The 20,145-nt window shown below is 65.2% G+C and carries 19 protein-coding genes; 14 read left to right on the top strand and 5 right to left on the bottom strand.

Features of this window, described 5'->3' with window-relative positions; translation table 11 throughout:
• Positions 1-48: 48 nt before the first annotated feature.
• Complete coding sequence (locus tag AC1RQP_RS06965; RefSeq protein ID WP_492936411.1) at positions 49-1,248, bottom strand: acyl-CoA dehydrogenase family protein; 1,200 nt, start codon at positions 1,246-1,248, stop codon at positions 49-51.
• A gap of 135 nt (positions 1,249-1,383) precedes the next feature.
• Between AC1RQP_RS06965 and AC1RQP_RS06960 the strand changes: the two genes are divergently transcribed.
• Positions 1,384-1,929 carry a carboxymuconolactone decarboxylase family protein gene (locus AC1RQP_RS06960; RefSeq protein ID WP_239628066.1) on the top strand — a complete coding sequence of 182 codons (546 nt, stop codon included), beginning with the start codon at positions 1,384-1,386 and terminating at the stop codon, positions 1,927-1,929.
• A gap of 89 nt (positions 1,930-2,018) precedes the next feature.
• Positions 2,019-2,513, top strand: a complete 495-nt coding sequence (locus tag AC1RQP_RS06955; RefSeq protein WP_239628069.1) for a VOC family protein — start codon at positions 2,019-2,021, stop codon at positions 2,511-2,513.
• 225 nt (positions 2,514-2,738) lie between these two features.
• Here AC1RQP_RS06955 and AC1RQP_RS06950 read toward each other — a convergent pair whose 3' ends face one another.
• Together AC1RQP_RS06950 and AC1RQP_RS06945 are read right to left on the bottom strand one after the other, a co-directional pair.
• Complete coding sequence (locus AC1RQP_RS06950; RefSeq protein WP_492936410.1) at positions 2,739-3,974, bottom strand: MFS transporter; 1,236 nt, start codon at positions 3,972-3,974, stop codon at positions 2,739-2,741.
• 212 nt (positions 3,975-4,186) lie between these two features.
• Entirely contained in the window at positions 4,187-5,434 is a 1,248-nt protein-coding gene (locus AC1RQP_RS06945) for an MFS transporter (RefSeq protein ID WP_492936409.1), read from the bottom strand.
• Positions 5,435-5,658: 224 nt separating this feature from the next.
• Between AC1RQP_RS06945 and AC1RQP_RS06940 the strand changes: the two genes are divergently transcribed.
• Entirely contained in the window at positions 5,659-7,728 is a 2,070-nt protein-coding gene (locus AC1RQP_RS06940) for a prolyl oligopeptidase family serine peptidase (protein ID WP_492936408.1), read from the top strand.
• Positions 7,729-7,975: 247 nt separating this feature from the next.
• Here AC1RQP_RS06940 and AC1RQP_RS06935 read toward each other — a convergent pair whose 3' ends face one another.
• Positions 7,976-8,647 carry a DUF938 domain-containing protein gene (locus AC1RQP_RS06935; protein ID WP_239628075.1) on the bottom strand — a complete coding sequence of 224 codons (672 nt, stop codon included), beginning with the start codon at positions 8,645-8,647 and terminating at the stop codon, positions 7,976-7,978.
• Positions 8,648-8,878: 231 nt separating this feature from the next.
• Here AC1RQP_RS06935 and soxX point away from each other — a divergent pair, with 231 nt between their 5' ends.
• The 11 genes from soxX to AC1RQP_RS06880 all read left to right on the top strand — a co-directional run bounded on the left by soxX (position 8,879) and on the right by AC1RQP_RS06880 (position 18,706).
• Positions 8,879-9,229 (top strand): sulfur oxidation c-type cytochrome SoxX, encoded by a 351-nt coding sequence (soxX, locus tag AC1RQP_RS06930; protein ID WP_492936407.1) that lies wholly within the window; start codon positions 8,879-8,881, stop codon positions 9,227-9,229.
• Between the two features lie 25 nt (positions 9,230-9,254).
• Complete coding sequence (gene soxY, locus AC1RQP_RS06925; protein WP_492936406.1) at positions 9,255-9,746, top strand: thiosulfate oxidation carrier protein SoxY; 492 nt, start codon at positions 9,255-9,257, stop codon at positions 9,744-9,746.
• A 15-nt stretch (positions 9,747-9,761) separates the two neighbouring features.
• The gene (gene soxZ / locus AC1RQP_RS06920; RefSeq protein ID WP_492936405.1) at positions 9,762-10,073 is read left to right on the top strand and encodes a thiosulfate oxidation carrier complex protein SoxZ; all 312 of its coding nucleotides are present in this window, start codon (positions 9,762-9,764) and stop codon (positions 10,071-10,073) included.
• Positions 10,073-10,936, top strand: coding sequence for a sulfur oxidation c-type cytochrome SoxA (soxA, locus tag AC1RQP_RS06915; RefSeq protein ID WP_239628085.1), 864 nt, complete (start codon positions 10,073-10,075; stop codon positions 10,934-10,936). The genes soxZ and soxA overlap by 1 nt, the downstream gene beginning before the upstream one ends.
• Complete coding sequence (locus AC1RQP_RS06910; protein WP_239628087.1) at positions 10,933-11,238, top strand: hypothetical protein; 306 nt, start codon at positions 10,933-10,935, stop codon at positions 11,236-11,238. Before soxA ends, AC1RQP_RS06910 begins: the two co-directional genes overlap by 4 nt.
• A gap of 54 nt (positions 11,239-11,292) precedes the next feature.
• Positions 11,293-13,044: a thiosulfohydrolase SoxB gene (soxB, locus tag AC1RQP_RS06905; RefSeq protein WP_239628089.1), complete on the top strand. Its 1,752-nt coding sequence runs from the start codon at positions 11,293-11,295 to the stop codon at positions 13,042-13,044.
• Positions 13,041-13,499, top strand: coding sequence for a DsrE family protein (locus AC1RQP_RS06900; RefSeq protein WP_239628091.1), 459 nt, complete (start codon positions 13,041-13,043; stop codon positions 13,497-13,499). The genes soxB and AC1RQP_RS06900 overlap by 4 nt, the downstream gene beginning before the upstream one ends.
• Positions 13,500-13,790: 291 nt before the next feature.
• Positions 13,791-14,828, top strand: coding sequence for an MBL fold metallo-hydrolase (locus AC1RQP_RS06895; RefSeq protein WP_239628093.1), 1,038 nt, complete (start codon positions 13,791-13,793; stop codon positions 14,826-14,828).
• Positions 14,829-14,911: 83 nt separating this feature from the next.
• Positions 14,912-15,085: a hypothetical protein gene (locus AC1RQP_RS06890; RefSeq protein WP_239628095.1), complete on the top strand. Its 174-nt coding sequence runs from the start codon at positions 14,912-14,914 to the stop codon at positions 15,083-15,085.
• Positions 15,086-15,568: 483 nt separating this feature from the next.
• Entirely contained in the window at positions 15,569-16,777 is a 1,209-nt protein-coding gene (locus tag AC1RQP_RS06885) for an MFS transporter (protein ID WP_492936404.1), read from the top strand.
• 213 nt (positions 16,778-16,990) lie between these two features.
• Entirely contained in the window at positions 16,991-18,706 is a 1,716-nt protein-coding gene (locus AC1RQP_RS06880) for an N-acyl-D-amino-acid deacylase family protein (RefSeq protein WP_492936403.1), read from the top strand.
• A 58-nt stretch (positions 18,707-18,764) separates the two neighbouring features.
• On the opposite strand, the gene AC1RQP_RS06875 is transcribed toward AC1RQP_RS06880, so the two are convergent.
• On the bottom strand, positions 18,765-20,102 hold the full coding sequence (locus tag AC1RQP_RS06875) for an MFS transporter (RefSeq protein WP_492936402.1): 1,338 nt from the start codon (positions 20,100-20,102) through the stop codon (positions 18,765-18,767).
• Between the last annotated feature and the right edge of the window lie 43 nt (positions 20,103-20,145).

Below are 20,145 nucleotides of genomic sequence, written 5' to 3'. Positions count from 1 at the left end.
CGAGGTTCCGGGTTCGTCGCTTCACGACGCCCCGGAACGACGACGGAGTCAGGCCCCCGGCAGATCCAGGATGCGCTTGGCGACGATGCCGAGCATGACCTCGGACGTGCCGCCCTCGATCGAGTTGGCCTTGGTGCGCAGCCAGGCGCGCGGGCGGGCGCCCTGCTTGGAGCGCTCGCTCTCCCATTCCAGCGCATCGACGCCGCCGGCCGACATCAGGATCTCGTGGCGGCGCTTGTTGAGCTCGGTGCCGTAATACTTCATCGCCGACGAGAACGCCGGATGCGCCTGCCCGGCCTTGGCGAGATCGACCGCGCGCTCGGCGCAGGCCGCGAGCGCGGCTTCATCGACGTCGAAGCGCGCGATCTGGCCGCGCAGCATGGCATCGTCCAGCCTGCCCTGCCCATCGGTGCCGACGGAGTCCGCCGCGATCTGGCCGAGCGGCCGGCCGACGCCGCGCTCGCCCATCCCTGAGATCATCGCGCGCTCGTGCTGGAGCAGATATTTTGCGACGTCCCAGCCACGGTTGATGGTGCCGATCACGTGCGACTTCGGCACGCGGACATTGTCGAAGAAGGTCTCGCAGAACGGCGAATAGCCGGAGATCAAAAGGATCGGCTTGGTCGAAACGCCCTTCGAGGTCATGTCGAACAGGATGAAGCTGATGCCGTCATGCTTCTTCGCAGTGGGATCGGTGCGCACCAGGCAGAAGATCCAGTCGGCATAATTGGCGTAAGACGTCCAGATCTTCTGGCCGGTGATGATGAAGTCGTCGCCGTCGCTCTCGGCGCGGGTCTGGAGCGAAGCGAGATCGGAGCCGGCGTTCGGCTCGGAATAGCCCTGGCACCAGCGGATCTCGCCCGCCGCGATCTTCGGCAGATGCTCCTTCTTCTGGGCATCGTTGCCGTATTTCAAGAGCGCCGGCCCGAGCATCCAGATGCCGAAGCTCGACAGCGGCGGGCGCGCGCCGATCTTCGCCATCTCGGCGCGCAGAACCTTGTGCTCGGCCGCGCTCAGGCCGCCGCCGCCATACTCCTTCGGCCAGTCGGGGACGGTCCAGCCCTTGTCGCGCATCCGCTCGAACCAGATGCGCTGCGGCTCCGACGAGAATTTTGCGTTGCGTCCGCCCCAGAACACATCGGCATCCGACGTCGCGGGCTTGCGCATTTCCGGCGGGCAATTGGCTTCCAGCCAGGCGCGCGTCTCATCGCGGAATGTTTCGAGATCGGCGGTCTCAGTGTCGCTCATGGTCGTTTCCATCAATCAAAAAGACTTGTTGGGCACGACTCTGGGCCAAGCCCCCGCGGAATTCAACCACTTCCGCAATTCGCAGTCGGCTATAGTCACCCTGCGGCGAGCCTTGAAAACAAAGAGGAAACGACAATGCGCCTGAAGCTTCTTTCGCCTGGCGAAATGAACGAGAGCCAGCGGCAGACCTATGACGAATCGATTGCCGGTAAGCGCGGCAAGCCGCCGGCGCCGATGATGGCCTGGCTCAACAGCCCGGAGATGGCGCGTCACGCGACGCGGCTCGGCGAGGTCATGCGCTTCGACACGATATTCCCGGCAAAGCTCTCGGAGATCGCGATCCTGGTGACGGCGCGGCACTGGACCGCGCATTACGAATGGTACGCGCATAAGCGCCTCGCGCTTGCGGGCGGCATGAAGCCCGAGATCATCGACGCGATCCGCGACCGCCGCACGCCCGAGTTCGACGATCCCAAGGGGAAGATGATCTACGACGTGGCGAAGTCGTTGCATGAGGGACACGGCGTCGAGAAGGGGTTGTATGATGAGGCGGTGAAGCTGCTCGGTGAGCGCGGCGTGGTCGAGGTCATCGGGCTGTGCGGCTATTATACGCTGGTGTCGATGACGCTGAACACGTTCGAGTTCGGCCTGCCCGAGGGCGAGGTGTCGGAGCTGAGCTAGTTTCCCATCGGGAAACGATGGGTTTCGAGATGAGCAATGGCGCTGTCCCGAGGGCCGCCCTATCTGGAGTTCAGCAACGGAGCATTCCCATGTCGCAAAGTCCCGCCGTCGCCGCCGGCACAAGGATCGGCCACGTCCACCTCAAGGTCGCCGATCTCGATCGCGCGCTCGGCTTCTATTGCGGCGTGCTCGGCTTCGAGCTGATGCAGCGCATGGGCTCGGGCGCCGCCTTCATCTCCGCCGGAGGCTATCACCACCACATCGGACTCAACACCTGGGAAAGCAAGGGCGGCTCGCCGCCGCCGCCCGGCACGACCGGGCTGTTTCACACCGCAATCCTCTATCCGACGCGGCCGGCGCTGGCCGATGCCTTGCACCGCGTGCTCACGGCCGGGATTGTGCTGGATGGGGCGAGCGATCACGGCGTCAGCGAGGCGCTGTATCTGCGCGATCCCGACGAGAACGGCGTGGAGCTGTATTGGGACAGGCCCAGGGAGCAATGGCCGTTCGGGCCGGACGGGAAGCTTGCGATGTTCACCAAGCGGCTGGATGTCGAGGGATTGCTGAAGCAGCGGGAGGGGTGATCTCCGCTCTCTCCTCGTCATTGCGAGCGTAGCGAAGCAATCCAGAGCCTTTCCGCGGAGACAGCCTGGATTGCTTCGTCGCAAGAGCCCCTCGCAATGACGGAGTATGTTGAGGCGGCGTCGCGCCTTCGTACAGGTGCCGTAGGGTGGGCAAAGCGGAGCGTGCCCACGACCCTTGCGAGTCATGAGAAATCGTGGGCACGGCGCTTCGCGCCTTTGCCCACCCTACGAGAGCTTCGCTTTTGGCCTCCCCCGCACCATGATCAGCGCCGCGGCCATCACCTCCAGCGCGATGCAGAGGTAGAACGGCAGCGAATAGCCGCCGGACCAATCGCGCAAGGCCCCGACGACGCCCGGGCCGAACGCGTAGGTCACCTGGTTGATCGCGGTATTCAAGCTGATCAGCACGCCGAACGCGGCACTGTCGAACTCCTGCTGCACGATCAGCGACGGCAGCGTGATGAGGTTGCCGACCGAGAAGCCGAACAATGCGCAGGCCGCGATCAGCACATAGTCATTGTGCAGGTTGATGACGACGAGAAGGGCCGCCGCCTGGCTGAGGAACGACAGCGCGGAGGCGAGGCGCTGGTTGAGGCGGTCGATCACCAGCGAGAACAGCACGCGGCCGACCACCGCCATCGCCGTCAGCACCGCGACGGCGACGGCGGCGCGCTCGCGACCGATTACGGGGTCGAGGAACGAGATCAGGTGCACGATGAAGCCCACCTGGGCGAACAGCACCAGGGCGAAGGCGATCGTCACCGTGAGGAAGCCGACGTCACGCAGCGCCCATGCGCGGATCTGCGCCGAGGATTGCGGCTTGGCCTTCGCCGTCGCGTGCCAGCCATGACGATCGGGCGGGCGGCCGACGAGAAGGAGGATGACCGGCAGCAGCAGCACCAGCATGGCGCCGGCAGCGGCATACATCGCGCTGGCGAAGCCGACATGGCCGATCAGCGTCACCAGCAGCGGCACGCCCACGATGCCGCCGAAGCTGGCGCCGTTCAGCGCGAGGCTGATCGCCATGCCGCGCTTGTGGTCGAACCACAGGCTGATCGTGTTGGTGATCATGGCGAGACTGGTGCCGGCCCAGCCGAAGGCGAGCACGGCGTTCGCGAGATAGAGCTGCCAGGGCTCGCGCACCGCGCCGATCGCGACCGCGGCCGCCGCCATCGCCAGCGTGCCGGCAATCAGGCAGAGGCGCGGACCGTATTTCCGGACGGCTTCGCCGACGAAGACGACCAGCAGTGCGCCGAACAGATAGAAGAACGTCGTCCCTGCGGAGATCAGCGTCGTCGGCCAGCCCCGCGCGCGCTGGAGCTCGGCGACATAGACGCTCTGGCCGTAGAAGCCGAGACCCCAGCCGAAGGTGGCGAGCAGGAAGCAGACGGCGACGATGCGCCAGCCTTCGTAGCGGAGGGAGGATTCGTCGATCGTGGGATGTTGAGGATTATCAAGCATTGCCGCTTACTCCGTCATGCCCGGGCATAGCCGTCTGAAGGACGGCGTCGCTTCCGCTCGCCTATGCCCAGGCATCCACTCTCTTCCTTCGACGTCGCAAAGACGTGGATGGCCGGGACAAGCCCGGCCATGACGACATCTAACTAACCCTCACCAGAAAATCACTTCGACGGCGATCGAAGCATCAACGCTGCTGACAGCCTCCCGCCAACCTAGACCGCGTCAGGAAACTCGCCCATCGCCGCGTCCAGCCGCGCCTTGCGGCGGCGAACCCAGGAGACCAGCGAGAGCGCGGCAAGGCCCAGCGCGACAGGCGGGAACACCACCAGGTTCACCGCCGACCAGCCGTAATTGGCGAGCAGCTGCCCGGAGGAGAACGAGCCGATCGCCATCATGCCGAACACCAGGAAATCGTTGAAGGCCTGCACCTTGTTGCGCTCCTGCGGCCGGTGCGTCTCCAGCACCAGCGCGGAGGCGCCGATGAAGGAGAAATTCCAGCCGACGCCGAGCACGATCAGCGTCGCCCAGAAATGCATCGCGGTGAGGCCGGAGAGGCCGATACCGGCGGCGCCGGCTTCCAGCAGCAGGCCGGCGGCCACGACCTTCGGCGCACCGAAGCGGGCGATCAACGTGCCCGTGAAGAAGCTCGGTCCGTACATCGCGACGATGTGCCATTGCAGGCCGAAATTGGAATCGGACACGCTGAGGCCGCACAGCTTCATGGCGAGCGGCGCCGAGGTCATCACCAGATTCATCATGGGATAGGAGATGACGCCGCACAGCGCCGCCGCGATGAAGCGCGGCTGGGTCACGATGGTGAGCAGCGGCCGGCCGCCGTGCAGATCGGCCGGCGCGGGCTTGGGCATGTCGACGCCGGCGACGATGCCCATCGCGACCAGCGCCACGGCGGCCTGCACCAGGAAGCTGAAGGCGAACAGATAGGGCTGCCAGACGTCCATGGTCCATTGCACGAGCTGCGGACCGAGCACGCCGGCGAACACGCCGCCCGCCATCACCCAGGACACCGCCTTGGGACGGTAGGCCGCGCTGGCGCCGTCGGCGGCGGCGAAGCGATAGGACTGCGCCACGGCGCCGTAGAGGCCGCCAAGGAAGGTCGCGACACAGAACAGCGCGAACGAGCCGTGCAGGATCGCGAACGAGCCGAGCAGGCCGGTGAGCGTGCCGAGGCCCGTGCCGATGACGAAAGCCACGCGGCGACCGAAGCGACGCGAGATCGCGCCGGTCGGCAGCGTGCCCGCAGCGAGTCCCACCACATACATCGAGATCGGCACGGTCGCGAACGACATGTCGGGCGCGAGCGTCGCGCCGACAATCGCGCCGGTGGCGAAGATCACCGCGGAGTTGGCGCCGGTCAGCGCCTGCGCGGCGGCAAGGCGCACCACATTGGCACGCACGCGGGCATCGTCGGCGATCTCATTGACTGCAGTCACGTCCAGCATCGAAATTTTTCCGCCCCAAGGGACTTTCAAGGGCTCACGAGGGCTGTTGATTCCCGGCACTATGGAGGGGCGTGGGAAGGCGGGCAACCGGCGCAAACGGGCGCAGGCCATGTCTCTGACGCAATCGGACGGATGATAGCGGGCCGCCGCGCTTGACGGCTTGCGCTCGATCAAATCCTATCCGCCGCGATTTCCAAGAGCCTCGGTCCCCAGGAGTTTCGTTCATGTCCGTCGACGACAGGCCCACGCTCAGCGCTCCCGACGACGATCCCTGGCTGTGGCTGGAGGAGATCGAGGGCACGCAGGCGCTCGATTTCGTGGAGCGGCAGAACAGCCTGACGCTCGCCGCGTTCGGCGGAGCGGCTTTCGCCCGCGACCGCGACATCCTCGCGGCGATCTACGACCGGCCGGACAACATTCCCTATGTCAGCCGGCGCGGCAACGACCTCCACAACCTCTGGAAGGACGCCAGCAACCCGCGCGGCCTGTGGCGGCGAGCCACGCTGGCGGAATTTCGCAAGGCCGATCCGGCATGGGAGACCATGCTGGATATCGACCGGCTCGCCGCGAGCGAAGGCGAGGACTGGCTGCTCGGCGGGATCGCCACGATGGCGGGAAGCTCGCGGGCGATCCTGAGCCTGTCGCGCGGCGGCAGCGACGCCGTTACCTTGCGGGAATTCGACCTCACCACGAAGAGCTTCGTGGCGGACGGCTTCACGCTGCCGGAAGCCAAGGGCAGCGTCGACTGGCTCGATGCCGACACGCTGCTGCTGTCGAGCGCCCATGGCGAGGGCATGGCGACGAGTTCGGGATATGCGCGGACGGTTCGCCTGTGGCACCGAGGCCAGCCTGTCGATCAGGCGCAGGTGATCATCGAGACCGCGGCCGATCACATGACGATCCATGGCAGCGCCGACGACACCGGCGCGGCGCCGCGGGTGTGGATCGTCGACCAGATCGACTTCTTCAATCACGCGATCCGGCTGCGGGATGCGGCGGGCACGACGACGAAGCTCGATCTGCCGACCGGAATCTGGATGCAGGCGCATGGCGACTGGTTCGCGATGAAGCTGCGCAAGGACTGGACGGTCCAGGGCCGGACCTATGTCACCGATACCGTGCTCGGCATCTCGCTTTCGGCTTTCCTGGCCGGCAGCCGCGATTTCGCGGTGCTGTTCGAGCCGGCACCGCGGCGCGCGCTGCAGGGCTTGTTCTGGGCCGCCGGAAAGCTGGTGCTCTCGATCCTCGACGAGCTCAAGCCGCGCTTCGAGATCTGCACGCCATCCGCGACGGGCTGGGGCCGCGAGACGCTTCCCGGCCTGCCGGGAATCGGCGTCGTCGACGTCTGGCCGCTCGATCGCCATCCCTCCGAAAGCAATGGCGACCTGCTCGCCAATGTGCAGGACCCGCTCACGCCGCCGTCGCTGCTGTTGATCGAGCGCGGCATCGCCAGCCCGACCGCGCTGAAGCAGGCGCCGAAGACGTTCACCGCCGACGGCCTCGTGGTGACCCAGCACGAGGCGATCTCGATCGACGGCGAGCGTATTCCCTATGTGCAGACCGGGCCCGCCGGGGAGACCGGCGATGCGCCGGTCTATATGAGTGCCTATGGCGGCTTCGGACTTGCGGTGAAGCCGTACTACAACGCCTCGCTCGGCAAGCTGTGGCTGGAGCGCGGCGGCACGACGGTGCAGGCGAACTTGCGTGGCGGCGGCGAGTTCGGCACGCGCTGGCACGATGCCGGACGGCTGGCCGGCAAGAAGCTGTCGCACGACGATTTCGCCGCGGTCGCGGCCGATCTGGTCCGCCGCGGCGTGACGCAGCCGAAGCGCATCGCGGCGCAGGGCGGATCGAACGGCGGCATCCTCATCACCAACATGCTGGTGCGCTACCCCGAGCGCTTCGGCGCTCTGTTCTGCACCATCCCGCTGATCGACATGCGCCGCTACACGAAGCTGCTCGCGGGCGCGAGCTGGATCGCGGAATATGGCGACCCCGACAAGCCCGAGGAATGGGAGTGGCTGAAGACCTATTCGGCCTATCACAACGTCAGGCCCGGGCAGGCCTATCCGCCGATCCTGATCGCGACCACGCGACGCGACGACCGCGTCCATCCCGGCCATGCGCGCAAGATGGCCGCCAAGCTGCAGGCGATGGGCTTTGAAGCCTGGTTCTACGAGCCCGCTGCCGGCGGCCACGGCTACGGCAAGGACAACAAGGAACGCGCCGGCTTCGAGGTGCTCGGCTTCCGGTTCTTGAAGGAGAGGATCGGGTGGAAGGACGGCGAAGTGTAGTCGTGATCCCGCCTCAAGCCTCTGATCGCATCGCGACGTAAGCCGGCCACCACTCTCTCATTCCCTCCCCCTTGCGGGGAGGGGCAGGGAGAGAGGTGCCACACGGGGACTCTCTCGATGTACGCGCGACATGATCGGAGATGGTTAGACCTTTTGCTGGGCTACCCCTCTCCCCCGCCCTCCCCCACAAGGGGGGAGGGAGCGCAGCGCCGTTGCGGCGCGCACCCGGGCCCAAGCCAGCAACGCCTCAGCGCGCAAACACCAGCGTGAGATTGTTCGCGGGCATATCGATGGTGTCGACGAGATGAAGGCCCGTGCCTTTTGCCAGTGTCTCGACATCGCTGATATCGCGCACGCCCCAATCGGGATTGCCTTCGCGCAAGGAAGTGTCGAACACCGCATTGCTGAGCGCGGTGTGTTTGCCGTCGCGCTTGAAGGGGCCATAGAGGAACAGCTTGCCGTCGGCGCGCAGAAAGCGACCGGCGCCGGCGAACAGGCCTTCGGCCACGGCCCAGGGTGCGATGTGAATGACATTGGCGCAGAACACGGCCGCGAGGTCAGTCGGCCCCTGCCCGCTCTTCATCTCCGGACACCAGTCGGGATCGGTGAGATCGATCCGCAGGGGCGAGCGGATGTTCGGCAGGCCCGCATGCACGCGCCAGGCTTCGATGCTCTTGAGATGGCGCTGGTTGAGGTCGCTCGGCCACCAGATCAGATCGGGCGCGTGGCGGGCGAAATGAACCACGTGCTGGCCGGTTCCGCTGCCGAGTTCCACCACGTTGCCGGTGCAGCCCGCGAGATACTTTTCCAGCGCGGCCCAGATCGGTTCGTGATTGCGATGAAAGGCCGGCGCATCGAGCCGGCCATCCGGCTCGACCCGTCCGCCATCCCTGCCAAATTCGACGACATAGTCAGCCAAGTGACGTCCCCAATAATGTGAAGCAGAAAACACGGTTTCAGGACCAGAACGGCCCCGAGAATAATTTGCTAATTCCAGTCGATCCGATGAACGAACCATCTCATCGGTTGCAATGCGCGGGATATTAACTCCATTTTGCCGCGTGCATAGTCTTGATTGTCAGGCGATGCCCTTTGTGCTTTTGAACAATTCCGCAAACGAGATCATCGAGATACCGCTCCGGACGATGCCTTGACCGTCTTTCCTTGCAAGCCCGCCCTGCTGGTTGCGCTGGCCCTTATCGCCGGCGCGGCCCCGGCGCGGGCGCAGTCCAACGTGGCCGCGGGCGAGAAGCTCGCCTTCGACCGCGGCAAGGGCAATTGCCTGACCTGCCACGTCATCAAAGGCGGTGATCTGCCGGGAACGATCGGACCGGAACTGAGGGACATCAAGGCCAAATACCCCGATCGCAACGAGCTGTTCGCCATCATCTTCGACGAGACCAAGCGCAATCCGCAGACCATGATGCCGCCGTTCGGCCGCAACCGGATTTTGACCGAACAGGAGATCAACGCGATCGTTGATTTCCTGCAGACCCTGTAACGGCCGGCTGCCCAGGAGAGTTGAGATGACCACGACCACGAAGCCTCGTCCGACGCGGCGCCTGATCCTTCAGGGCGCAGCCTCCGTCGTGCTGCTCGGCCTCGGCAATCTGCCGTTCGGCGCCGCTCCCGCGCGCGCCGCAGCCAACGACAAATATCCGGAAGAGGCGTTCAAGCAGAAGAACGAGGCCGACGCGATCAAGGCACTCTATGGCAGGACCGCGGAGCCGTCCGACAAGGTCAAGCTCGACGCGCCGGAGATTGCCGAGAACGGCGGCGTGGTGCCGATCTCGGTGACGACGTCACTCGACAAGGTCACCTCGATCTCGTTCTTCGTGGCCGAGAACCCGAACGCGCTCGCGGCAAGCTACAAGATTCCCGAGGGCACGATCCCTGCTGTCGCCAACCGGCTGAAGATGGCCAAGACCACCAAATTGACCGCGATCGTGGAAGCCGACGGCAAGCTCTACAGCGCGACCAAGGAGGTCAAGGTCACCGTCGGCGGTTGCGGCGGTTAAGCGAGGCAGTTCGACATGGCATCCAGCATTCGCGTGCGCGCGACATCCAACGGCGACATCACCGAGGTGCAGACGCTGATCCAGCACCCCATGGACACCGGCCTGGTCAAGGATTCCAAGGGCGAGCTGATTCCAGCGCACTTCATCCAGGAGCTGAAGTTCGAATGGAACGGCAAGGACGTCTTCGTCGCCAATTGGGGCACTGCGGTCTCCAAGGACCCCTACGTCAAGTTCAGCTTCAAGGGCGCCAAGAAGGGCGACGAGCTCAAGATCTCCTGGACCGACAACAAGGGTGCGTCGGATACGACGACCGCGAAGATCGCGTGATGAAACAGCGCGCCACTGTTCTGCTCGGCTCAGCGTTCGTCGCACTCGCGGCGCTTGCTTTCGCCGCAACGCGTGTCGTCGCCGCCGACAAGGTCGATCCCGTCGCCGATGCCAAGGCGTTCCAGAACTTCTTCTTCCAGAAGTTTCCGAACGTGAAGCATGAGGATTTCGTCAACGGTCCTTATTCCATGAACGAGGACATGAAGCGGCAGTGGCAGGAGAAGGAGGAATTCCCGCCCTACGAGTTCGCGCTCGATGCCGGCAAGGAGATGTTCTCGACCCCGTTCAAGAACGGCAAGACCTACGCCGACTGCTTCCCGAACGGCGGCATCGGCATCCGACAGAACTATCCGTATTTCGACGAGAAGGAAGGCAAGGTCGTCACGCTGGAGCTTGCACTCAACCGCTGCCGCGAGGCCAATGGCGAAGCGCCCTATTCCTACGTCAAGGACGAGATGGCCTCGCTCACCGCCTACATGGCCTACACCTCGCGCGGCAAGCCGATGGACATCAAGATTCCCGACGATCCCCGTGCGCTGGCGGCGTTCGAGAACGGCAAGCGCTATTTCTACACGCGGCGCGGCCAGATGAATTTCTCCTGCGCCAGCTGCCATGTGCAGAGCCCCGGTGAGCGCATCCGCGCCGAGACCCTGGCACCCGCGCTCGGCATCCTCAACGCGATGCCGATCTACCGCTCCGAATGGAGCGGCATGGGCACCACCAGCCGCCGCTTCGTCACCTGCAACAGCCAGACCCGCGCGGTTCCGCTGGAGCCGCAATCGGACGAATATCGCGACGTCGAATATTTCCTGTCCTACGTCGCCAACGGCCTGCCGATCTCGGGACCTGGAGCACGGCCATGAAGCGGTCACTTGCTCTCGCCATGCTGCTCGTCTTGAGCCTTGCGCCATCCGCGCGCGCGGCGAACGAGGCGGACTACAAGGCGGCCTATGCCGCCGCCGAAGCCGCCTCCAAGGAGGCGACCGGCATGCGCAATCAATGGACCGTGACCGTATCTGCGCTGGCAGCAGCGAAGAAGGCTGCCGACGGCGGCGATTTCGACCGTGCGGTTGCCGCAGCCAGGGAGGCCGAGGCGCTGGCGAAGGCGTCGATCTTCCAGGCCACGTCCGAAAAAGAAGCCTGGAAGGCGATGGAAATCCGCTAGACTGCGCCTGAGTGGAATAGTCCGACGATCACGAGAGGCGCGGAGAATTCTTGGATGGCGATCCGCCGCCGCGATTTCCTGAGAAGTGCAGGCCTTGCCGCCGCGACGCTCGGCCTGCCGCGGCTGGCCCGCGGCACCGAGACCGCGAGCATCTACGACATCGAGCGGTTCGGCAACGCGCGGATCCTGCACATCACCGACACGCACGCGCAGCTCAATCCGGTCTATTTCCGCGAGCCCAGCGTCAACATCGGCATCGGTGAGATGGCGGGACGGCCGCCGCACCTGGTCGGCCGCGCCTTCCTGGAGCGGTTCGGCATCCGGCCCGACAGCGCGGATGCCTATGCTTTCACCTGCTTCGAGTTCGAAAAGTCCGCAGGCCGCTTCGGCAAGCTCGGCGGCTTTGCCCATCTGAAGACGCTGGTCGACCGCTTGCGCGCCGATGTCGGCGAGAGGCGCTCGCTTCTTGTTGACGGTGGCGATCTCTGGCAGGGCACGGGGCTCGCGAACCTGATGCAGGGCCGCGACATGGTCGAGGTTGCCAATCTGCTCGGCATCGAGGCGATGACCGGGCATTGGGAATTCACCTATGGCGAGCAGGCGCTGCGCGACAATCTCGAGCGCTTCAAGGGCGAGTTCCTGGCGCAGAACGTGTTCCTGACCGAGGAAGCCGCGTTCAACGACGCCCCCGCCTTCGACAAGGCCACTGGCCGCGTGTTCAAGCCTTCGATGATCAAGGAGATCGGCGGGCATCGCGTCGCGATCGTCGGCCAAGCCTTCCCTTACGTTCCGATCGCGCATCCCAAACGATTTACACCGGACTGGAGCTTCGGCATCCGCGAGGAGGAGTTGCAGAAGCATGTCGATGCCTTGCGGAGCACCGACAAGGTCGATGCCGTCGTCCTGCTGTCGCACAACGGCATGGATGTCGACCTCAAGCTCGCAAGCCGGGTCACCGGCATCGACGTCATCCTCGGCGGCCACACCCATGATGCCGTACCGCAGCCGATTGCCGTGAAGAATGCAGGCGGCACGACGCTCGTCACCAATGCCGGCTCCAACGGGAAATTCCTGGCCGTGCTCGATCTTGCACTCGACAGGGGCAAGGTCAGCGACGTTCACTATCATCTGCTGCCGGTCTATTCCGAGCTGCTGAAGCCCGACCCCGCCATGGCCGAGCTGATCGGCCGGCTGCGCGCGCCGCATGTGAGCGACTGGTCGGAGAAGATCGCAACACCGGATCACCTGCTCTACCGCCGCGGCAATTTCTCCGGGCCCGTCGACGAGATGATCTGCACCGCGCTGCGTGCCGAACTCGACGCCGAGATCGCGCTGTCGCCGGGATTCCGCTGGGGCATCACCGCGCTGTCCGGCCAGGCACTGACCATGGAGGATCTGCTGGCGGAGACCGCGATCAGCTACCCCGAGACCTATGTGCAGGAAATGACGGGAGCCCAGATCAAGGACCTGCTGGAGGACGTTTGCGACAACCTCTTCAACGCCGATCCCTATTACCAGCAGGGTGGCGACATGGTGCGCGTCGGCGGGCTCAGCTACACCTGCACGCCGACAGCCGCGATCGGCAGCCGCATCTCGGAGCTGAAGCTGGGCAGCGGCAAGGCGCTCGGCGCCAGCCACCGCTACAAGGTCGCGGGCTGGGCTTCGGTCAACGGCCAGCAAGGCGCGCCGGTGTGGGACGTCGTCGGCAAATATCTGCGCTCGGGCCGGATGTTGCCGGAGCGGGTCGGCTCCGGCGTCACGCTGAAGGGGGTCGAGGGCAATCCAGGCATTGCAGGACAGGGATGATGCGATCGCAGCTCTTGGCCGCGATGATGCTGACACTGCTCGTCTGGACGGCGGCCCCGCCCGCTCTTGCGCAACAGGTGCCGCTCCAGGACAAGCCGTTCGCCGAGCACAGGGTCGTGCTGCAACTCTCCGACGGCGATGCGAGGAAGCAGGCGCTGGTGCTGAGCGTCGCCAACAACCTCCTGAAGGCCTACGATCCTGACAAGATCGCGATCGAAGTGGTGGCGTTCGGTCCCGGCATCGACCTGCTTCTTGCCGGCAGCGAGCGCCGCAAGCAGGTCGAGAGTCTGATCGCGCAAGGCGTTCGCTTCGACATCTGCCTCAACACCGTCGATACGATCGAGCGGGAAACCGGCAAGCGGCCGGAGTTCATCCCCGCTGCCACGCCGGTGCAGGTGGGGGTCGGACAGATCCTGTTCCTGGCGGAGAACGGGTACACATTGGTGAGGCCGTAGGACTATTCCGTGCCACGGCGTCCCCACGTGCTCAGTGTCATTCCCCGCGAAAGCGGGGAATCCGGTACTCCGCAGCTTCTCCGTATCTCACTTTGGCCTAAGGAATACTGGATCGCCCGCCTTCGGGCGATGACAGCTGGGCGTGAGGCAATGGCATGGCCGACCATCTCCCATACCCGCACCGCAACAAAAATCTTCCAAATTCTCTCGCCCAGGCAGTGAATTGCTTCTCTTTTTTACCCGGAACGTAGTAGAATTCTCGAAACGAGTTCCACTGCCGGACTTCCCGCCATGATCTTCCGCCAGCTCTTCGACAGCGTTTCGGGCACCTACAGCTATCTCCTGGCCAGCCGCGCCGGCGGCGAGGCGCTCATCCTGGATCCCGTGCTGGAAAAGGTCGACCGCTACTGCCAATTGCTGCGCGAGCTCGACCTCAAGCTGGTGAAGGCAGTGGATACCCATCTGCATGCCGACCACGTCACCGGCCTCGGCGAACTGCGCGACCGCACCCATTGCATGACCGTGATGGGCGACCAGACCAAGGCCGATGTGGTGGCGATGCGGGTCGCCGACGGCGACAAGGTGACGATCGAGGGCCTGTCGCTCGACGTGATGTACACGCCGGGTCACACCGACGATTCCTATTCCTATCTGATGGGAGACCGCGTCTTCACCGGCGACACGCTCCTGATCCGCGGCACCGGCCGCACCGATTTCCAGAACGGATCCTCGCGCGCCCAGTATGATTCGATCTTCAACCGCCTGCTCAAGCTGCCGGACGAGACGATGGTGTTCCCGGCGCATGACTACAAGGGCGACACCGTCTCCACCATCGGCGAGGAGAAGCGCTACAATCCGCGGCTCCAGGTGCGCTCGGTGGACGAATATATCGAGTTGATGGCGAACCTGAAGCTGCCCAATCCGAAGATGATGGACGTGGCGGTGCCCGCCAACATGCATGTCGGCCTGCATCAGGAGGAGCTGGAAAAGGAAGGCCGCGCGCTCAGCGCCGTCGAGGCGATTCGCGCGCTCGGCCGGCCCGACATCCTGCTGGTCGACCTGCGCGAGACCAACGAGCGGGTGAAGCACGGCACGCTCGAAGGCGCGCTGCACACGCCCTATCCCTCCGTCGAGGAGAGCCTCAAGCCCGGCGGCATGCTGCGCGAGGTCGCGGCCGCCACCGGCCGCCGTGTGGTGTTCTTCTGCGCCTTTGGCGAACGCTCGGCGATGGCCGTGGCGGCTGCGAAGGAAGCGGGACTTCTCAACACCGCCCATATCGCCGGCGGCATCGATGCCTGGAAGAAGGCGGGCGGGCCGGTGCTGCACTGAACGGCCATCGGCTTGCGATAGGTCAGGCGCCGCAAGCATTTTCCGGATAGGATCGGGTTCAGCATCACCATCCGGGACCAATCATGGCCAAGACTGGCAAGCCGAGCGAGCCGCCCAAGACCACCGAGAACAGGTCGGCGGACGACAAGGCGAAGAAGCCTCTGCCGCCGCGCGAGATCGATGACGACGATTACGAGGACGGCGATATCGCAACACCGAAGCGCGACCGCTACGGGCCGGATGACGATCCGTTGTGAGGGCATGAAGCTGCCTCGCGAACGGTGCGTTCGCTCCCCGGGGGAGGGTTAGGGAGAGGGGTGCCACACGGGGACTCCATCGCTCGCGCAAAAATCTTCTTCGCGACGACGAACACTTTTTGCTGGGCTACCCCCTCTCCCCCACCCTCCCCCGCAAGGGCAGGGCTATCGCATATGAGATGTCGCTATGGGCACCGGCTGTCTCCACAGCGTCGTGGCCGGGCTTGTCCCGGCCATCCACGCCTTTCCACGCGGCACAAGAACGTGGATGCCCGGGACAAGCCCGGGCATGACGACCTCTGCAAAATTCAAATGCGATTGCCCTGCCCGCAAGGGGGGAGGGAGCGCAGTGTGCCACACTGCACTGCCGAGCAATCATCGAGATTGCAGCGCCCGCGCTGGCTGCCATGCGCCTGCGTTCATGGACAGATAACCGCTCTCCCCGATAGTTTGCACCTCCATCGGGAGTGAAACGGAACTGCAATGGTCGACGTTCTCGCCGCACCGCAACAAGGCAAGGCGGACAGTGCGCTGCGCACGCTGACCGGAATCTCGATCGCGCATTGGGTCAGCCATTTCCATCTGCTGGTGCTGCCGATGCTGTTCCCGTTTCTCAAGAGCCAGCTCGGCGTCGGCTATATCGAGCTCGGCTTCGCGCTCACCGTGTTTGCGGTGGTGTCCGGCCTGACGCAGGCGCCGACGGGCTATCTGGTCGACCATTTCGGTGCGCGCAGGATTTTGCTGGCCGGGCTGACGCTCGGCGGGATCGCGCTGATCCTGCTCGGGCTGCACCTCAGCTACGCTTCGCTGATTGCCTGCGCCGTGCTGCTCGGCCTCGCCAACAGCGTCTACCATCCCGCCGATTACGCGATTCTGGCCGAGCACATGGACGAGGCGCGGATGGGCCGCGCCTTCTCGATCCACACCTTTGCCGGCTTTCTCGGCGGTGCGGTGGCGCCGGCCCTCGTCGCAGCGCTCGTCACATTGTCCGGTGGCGCCGGGGCGCTGATTGCGTCCGGCGCGATTGGTGTCGCAGTGGCGCTGCTGCTGATCGTCATGAACATTCCGGACGCCGGCGCGCACAAGAAGAAGCCGGGCGGCGAGAGCGCGCCGAAGCAGGCGGTGATCACGCCGGCGCTGATCACCCTGACCGCGCTGTTCATGCTGCTCAGCCTGTCGGTCGCCGGCATCAACAATTTCGGCGTGGTGGCGCTGATGGGCGGCTACGGCGCCTCTTACTCCGCCGCCAACATCGCGCTGACCGCGTTCCTGGGCGCCAGTGCCATCGGCGTGCTCGCGGGCGGCTTCCTCGCCGACCACACCGAGCGTCACGGCTATGTCGCGGCTGCCTGCTTTGCGGCGAACGCGGCAATCGTGCTGCTGATCGCGCTGGTGACGCTGCCGGGCTGGGCGCTGACCGCCACGATGGCGACCGCGGGCTTCCTCTCCGGCGTGATCGCGCCCTCACGCGATATGCTGGTGCGCAATGCGGCGCCTGCCGGCGCTGCGGGGCGCGCCTTCGGCATCGTCTCCACCGGTTTCAATCTCGGCGGCATCGTCTCACCGCTGCTGTTCGGATGGATCATGGACCAGGGCGCGCCGCATTGGGTGTTCGGCGCGTCCGTGATCTTCATGGTCGCGACGGTGGTGCTGTCGCCGTTCACGGAACGGAAGCCGCAAACGAAGGCGTAGCTACAAACTCAACTGTCGTACCTGCGAACGCAGGGACCCATAACCACAGGGAGCAATCGTCGCGCGAGGTTGGTAACTCCGGGTCTTCGCAAAACATCTGCCTGTGGTTATGGCGACGAACGCAAGCGATCGCGCAGGGGTCCCGGATCTGCGCTTCGCTTGTCCGGGACGACGGATAGAGAAAAGCAAAACAACAAAACGGGAAGAAACACCATGAACACTCCTGATCTCGTGATCCGTGGCGGCACCGTTGCGGACGGAAGCGGCGGCGCGTTGTTCGAGGCCGATGTTGCCATCAGCGGCGGCAAGATCAGCGAGGTCGGGAAGGTCGCAGGCACAGGCCGCGAAGAGATCGACGCGCGCGGCAAGCTGGTGACACCCGGCTTCGTCGACGTGCACACCCATTACGACGGGCAGGTCACCTGGAGCCAGGACATCACGCCGTCCTCACAGAATGGCGTCACCACGGCAATCATGGGCAATTGCGGCGTCGGCTTTGCGCCGTGCAAGCCTGATGACCACACCCGCCTGATCCAGCTCATGGAAGGCGTCGAGGACATTCCGGAGCCGGTGCTGAGCGCCGGCATTCCCTGGGCCTGGGAGAGCTTTCCGGACTACATGGACTGGCTCTCCAGGCGCGATTTCGACATCGATGTCGGTGCGCAACTGCCGCATGCGGCGCTGCGCGTCTATGTCATGGGCGAGCGCGGCGCGCGCCGCGACCCCTCGACCGCGGAGGACAATGCGGCGATGGCGAGGCTCGCGGGCGAGGCGGTACGCTCGGGCGCGCTCGGCTTCTCGACCTCGCGCACGCTCAATCATCGCACCTCGACCGGCGATTTCACACCGACGCTGAAAGCAGGCGAGGACGAGCTCACCGCGATTGCCGGCGCGATGCACCGGCAGGGCCGCAGCGTGCTGCAATTCGTGCTCGACCTCTCCACCATCCACGAGGACCTGCCGATGATGCTGCGGGTCGCAGACTCGACGAAATGCCCGATCTCGTTCTCGATCACGCAGAACGACAAGGCACCGCAGCGCTGGCGCCAGACGCTGGACGAGATAAATGCGGCAGCACGGCGCGGCCTCTCCGTCACCGCGCAGATCGCGGCGCGCCCTGTCGGGCTCCTGCTCGGGCTCGAGCTATCGCGCAACCCTTTCCAGACCCATCCGAGCTACAGGGCGATCGCCCATCTGCCGCTGCAGGAGCGGCTGGCGCGGCTGCGCCAGCCTGATGTGCGCAAGGCAATCCTGAGCGAGACGGCGACCGCGACCGACGATCCGCTGTTCTTCCGTCCCGACTACGACAAGATGTTCCTGCTCGGCGATCCCCCCGACTACGAGCAGCCGCCGGAGAACGCGCTGGGACCGCAGGCGCGCAGGCAGGGGCGTCCGCCGGAAGAGCTCGCCTATGACGCCATGCTGTCGGACGAGGGCCGCGGCATGCTCTACGTGCCATTCCTCAACTATTCCGACGGCAATCTCGATGCAACGCGCGAGATGCTGCTCGATCCGCAATCGGTGCCGGGCCTGTCCGACGGCGGCGCGCATTGCGGCATCATCTGCGATGCGAGCTTCCCGACCTATCTGCTGACGCACTGGACGCGTGACCGCAAGCGCGGCGAGAAGCTCACGATTCCGTTCGTGGTCGCGGCGCAGTCGCGCAAGACCGCGCTCTCGGTCGGGCTCGGCGACCGCGGGCTTATTGCTCCGGGCTATAAAGCTGACGTCAACGTGATCGACTACGACCGCCTGCATCTGCATCCGCCGAAGGTGCATTACGATCTGCCGGTCGGCGGGCGGAGGTTGCTGCAGGATGTGGACGGCTACGACGCGACCATCGTGTCGGGCGTGGTGACACGGCGACATGGCGAGGCGACGGGGCGTCGCCCAGGCAAGCTGATTCGCGGTGCGCAGGGTGTGAATTAGGCGAGACGGGCGCCTTGCTTACCCTCCCCTGGAGGGGGAGGGTAAGAGAGGCATCGCCTTACGTCGGCGACACCACGCCTTTCAGCGCAGCTGCCTGCGGAGTGGCACCGCGCGTCAGCCTGGTCCTCTCCGTGTTCGGCCAGAGCAGCAGCAGGCCGAGCAGGCCGGAGCCGACCATGATCACGGCGTTGATGGTGAAGCCGGTCATGTAGCCGTCGATCGTGCTGCCGGCCCGCTGGATCGTGGCGCCCATCACGGCCGGCGCGATGATGCCGGCGAGCGTGTAGAGCGCACCGTAGATCGCGAGAATCGCGCCGCGCTGCGACGTCGGCGTGAATTCGCCGAGCATGGGCGGGCAGACGACGTAGATCGCGCCGCACAGGCCCGAGCCGACCACAAGCAGCGCGATCTGAAGACCCGCGCCCTGGACATGCGGCATCGTGGCCAGGATCAGCCCGCCGATCACCAGCGGCACCGAACCGAGAACGCCGCGAGCCGCACGGGTGTTGTAGCCGCGCGCCATCATCACCTGCGAGATCCAGCCGGTCAGCATGACGATGGTGGCGCCGAACACCCAGGGCAGGATCGAAATCCAGCCGGCCTGGCTCTGTGAGAAGCCGAGCCCCTTGACGATGAACGGCGTGAACCAGGTCAGGCCGAGCGACAGCGCCCAATAGGCGCCGAAGGTTGCGGCGACGCAGCCGATGAAGGTGCGCGAGGTGAGGAGCTGCAGGTAAGGGATCTTCGGCTCGGCCGCGGCCGAGACTTGCGTGTCCTCCAGCGGCCCTTCCTTGCCGAGCGCGAGCCAGGCCGCAACCCAGATCAGGCCGACGACGCCCAGCGCGCCGAAGGCGTAGTGCCAGGAATGGTTGACGATGATCCAGTTCAGCGCCGGCACCGCGAGGATGACGCCGAAGGCCGAACCCTGCGACAGGATCGCGGTCGGCAGCGTGCGCTTCTCGTCGGGGAACCATTTGTAGATGGCGTGCGCGGCGACCGAGAAGGCCGGGCCTTCGCCGGCGCCCAGCACGATGCGGCAGATCAGGAGCGTGGTGAAGGAGACGGTGCCGACCATCGGAAATTGCGCCAGCGCCCAGATCACGGCCAGAGCAAGCAGCACCCAACGCGTCGGCACCTTGTTGACGATGAAGCCGACCACGATGGCAGAGATCGAGAACAGGAAGAAGAACGAGGACCCGAGCAGGCCGAACTGCTCGGCGCTGAGCTTCATGTCGGTCATGATCGGCACGCCGGCGAGACCGACGACGATCTTGTCTGCGAAGTTCACCACCATGAAGAGAAAGAGGAGAAATGTAATGGTCCAGGCGCCCTTCGGCGTTGCCTTGGATTCCCCTGCCGTCCTGCCCGCCGCCGCCGGCGTTCCCTGAGCACTCATGAATCTCCCCGTATGTCTTTCTGGCACTTTTTTGATTTGGCCA

This window comes from Bradyrhizobium sp. GW821-FHT13H06, assembly GCF_058803975.1.
The sequence above is the reverse complement of the archived record's forward strand: the minus strand, read 5'-3'. Positions and strand labels throughout refer to the sequence as shown.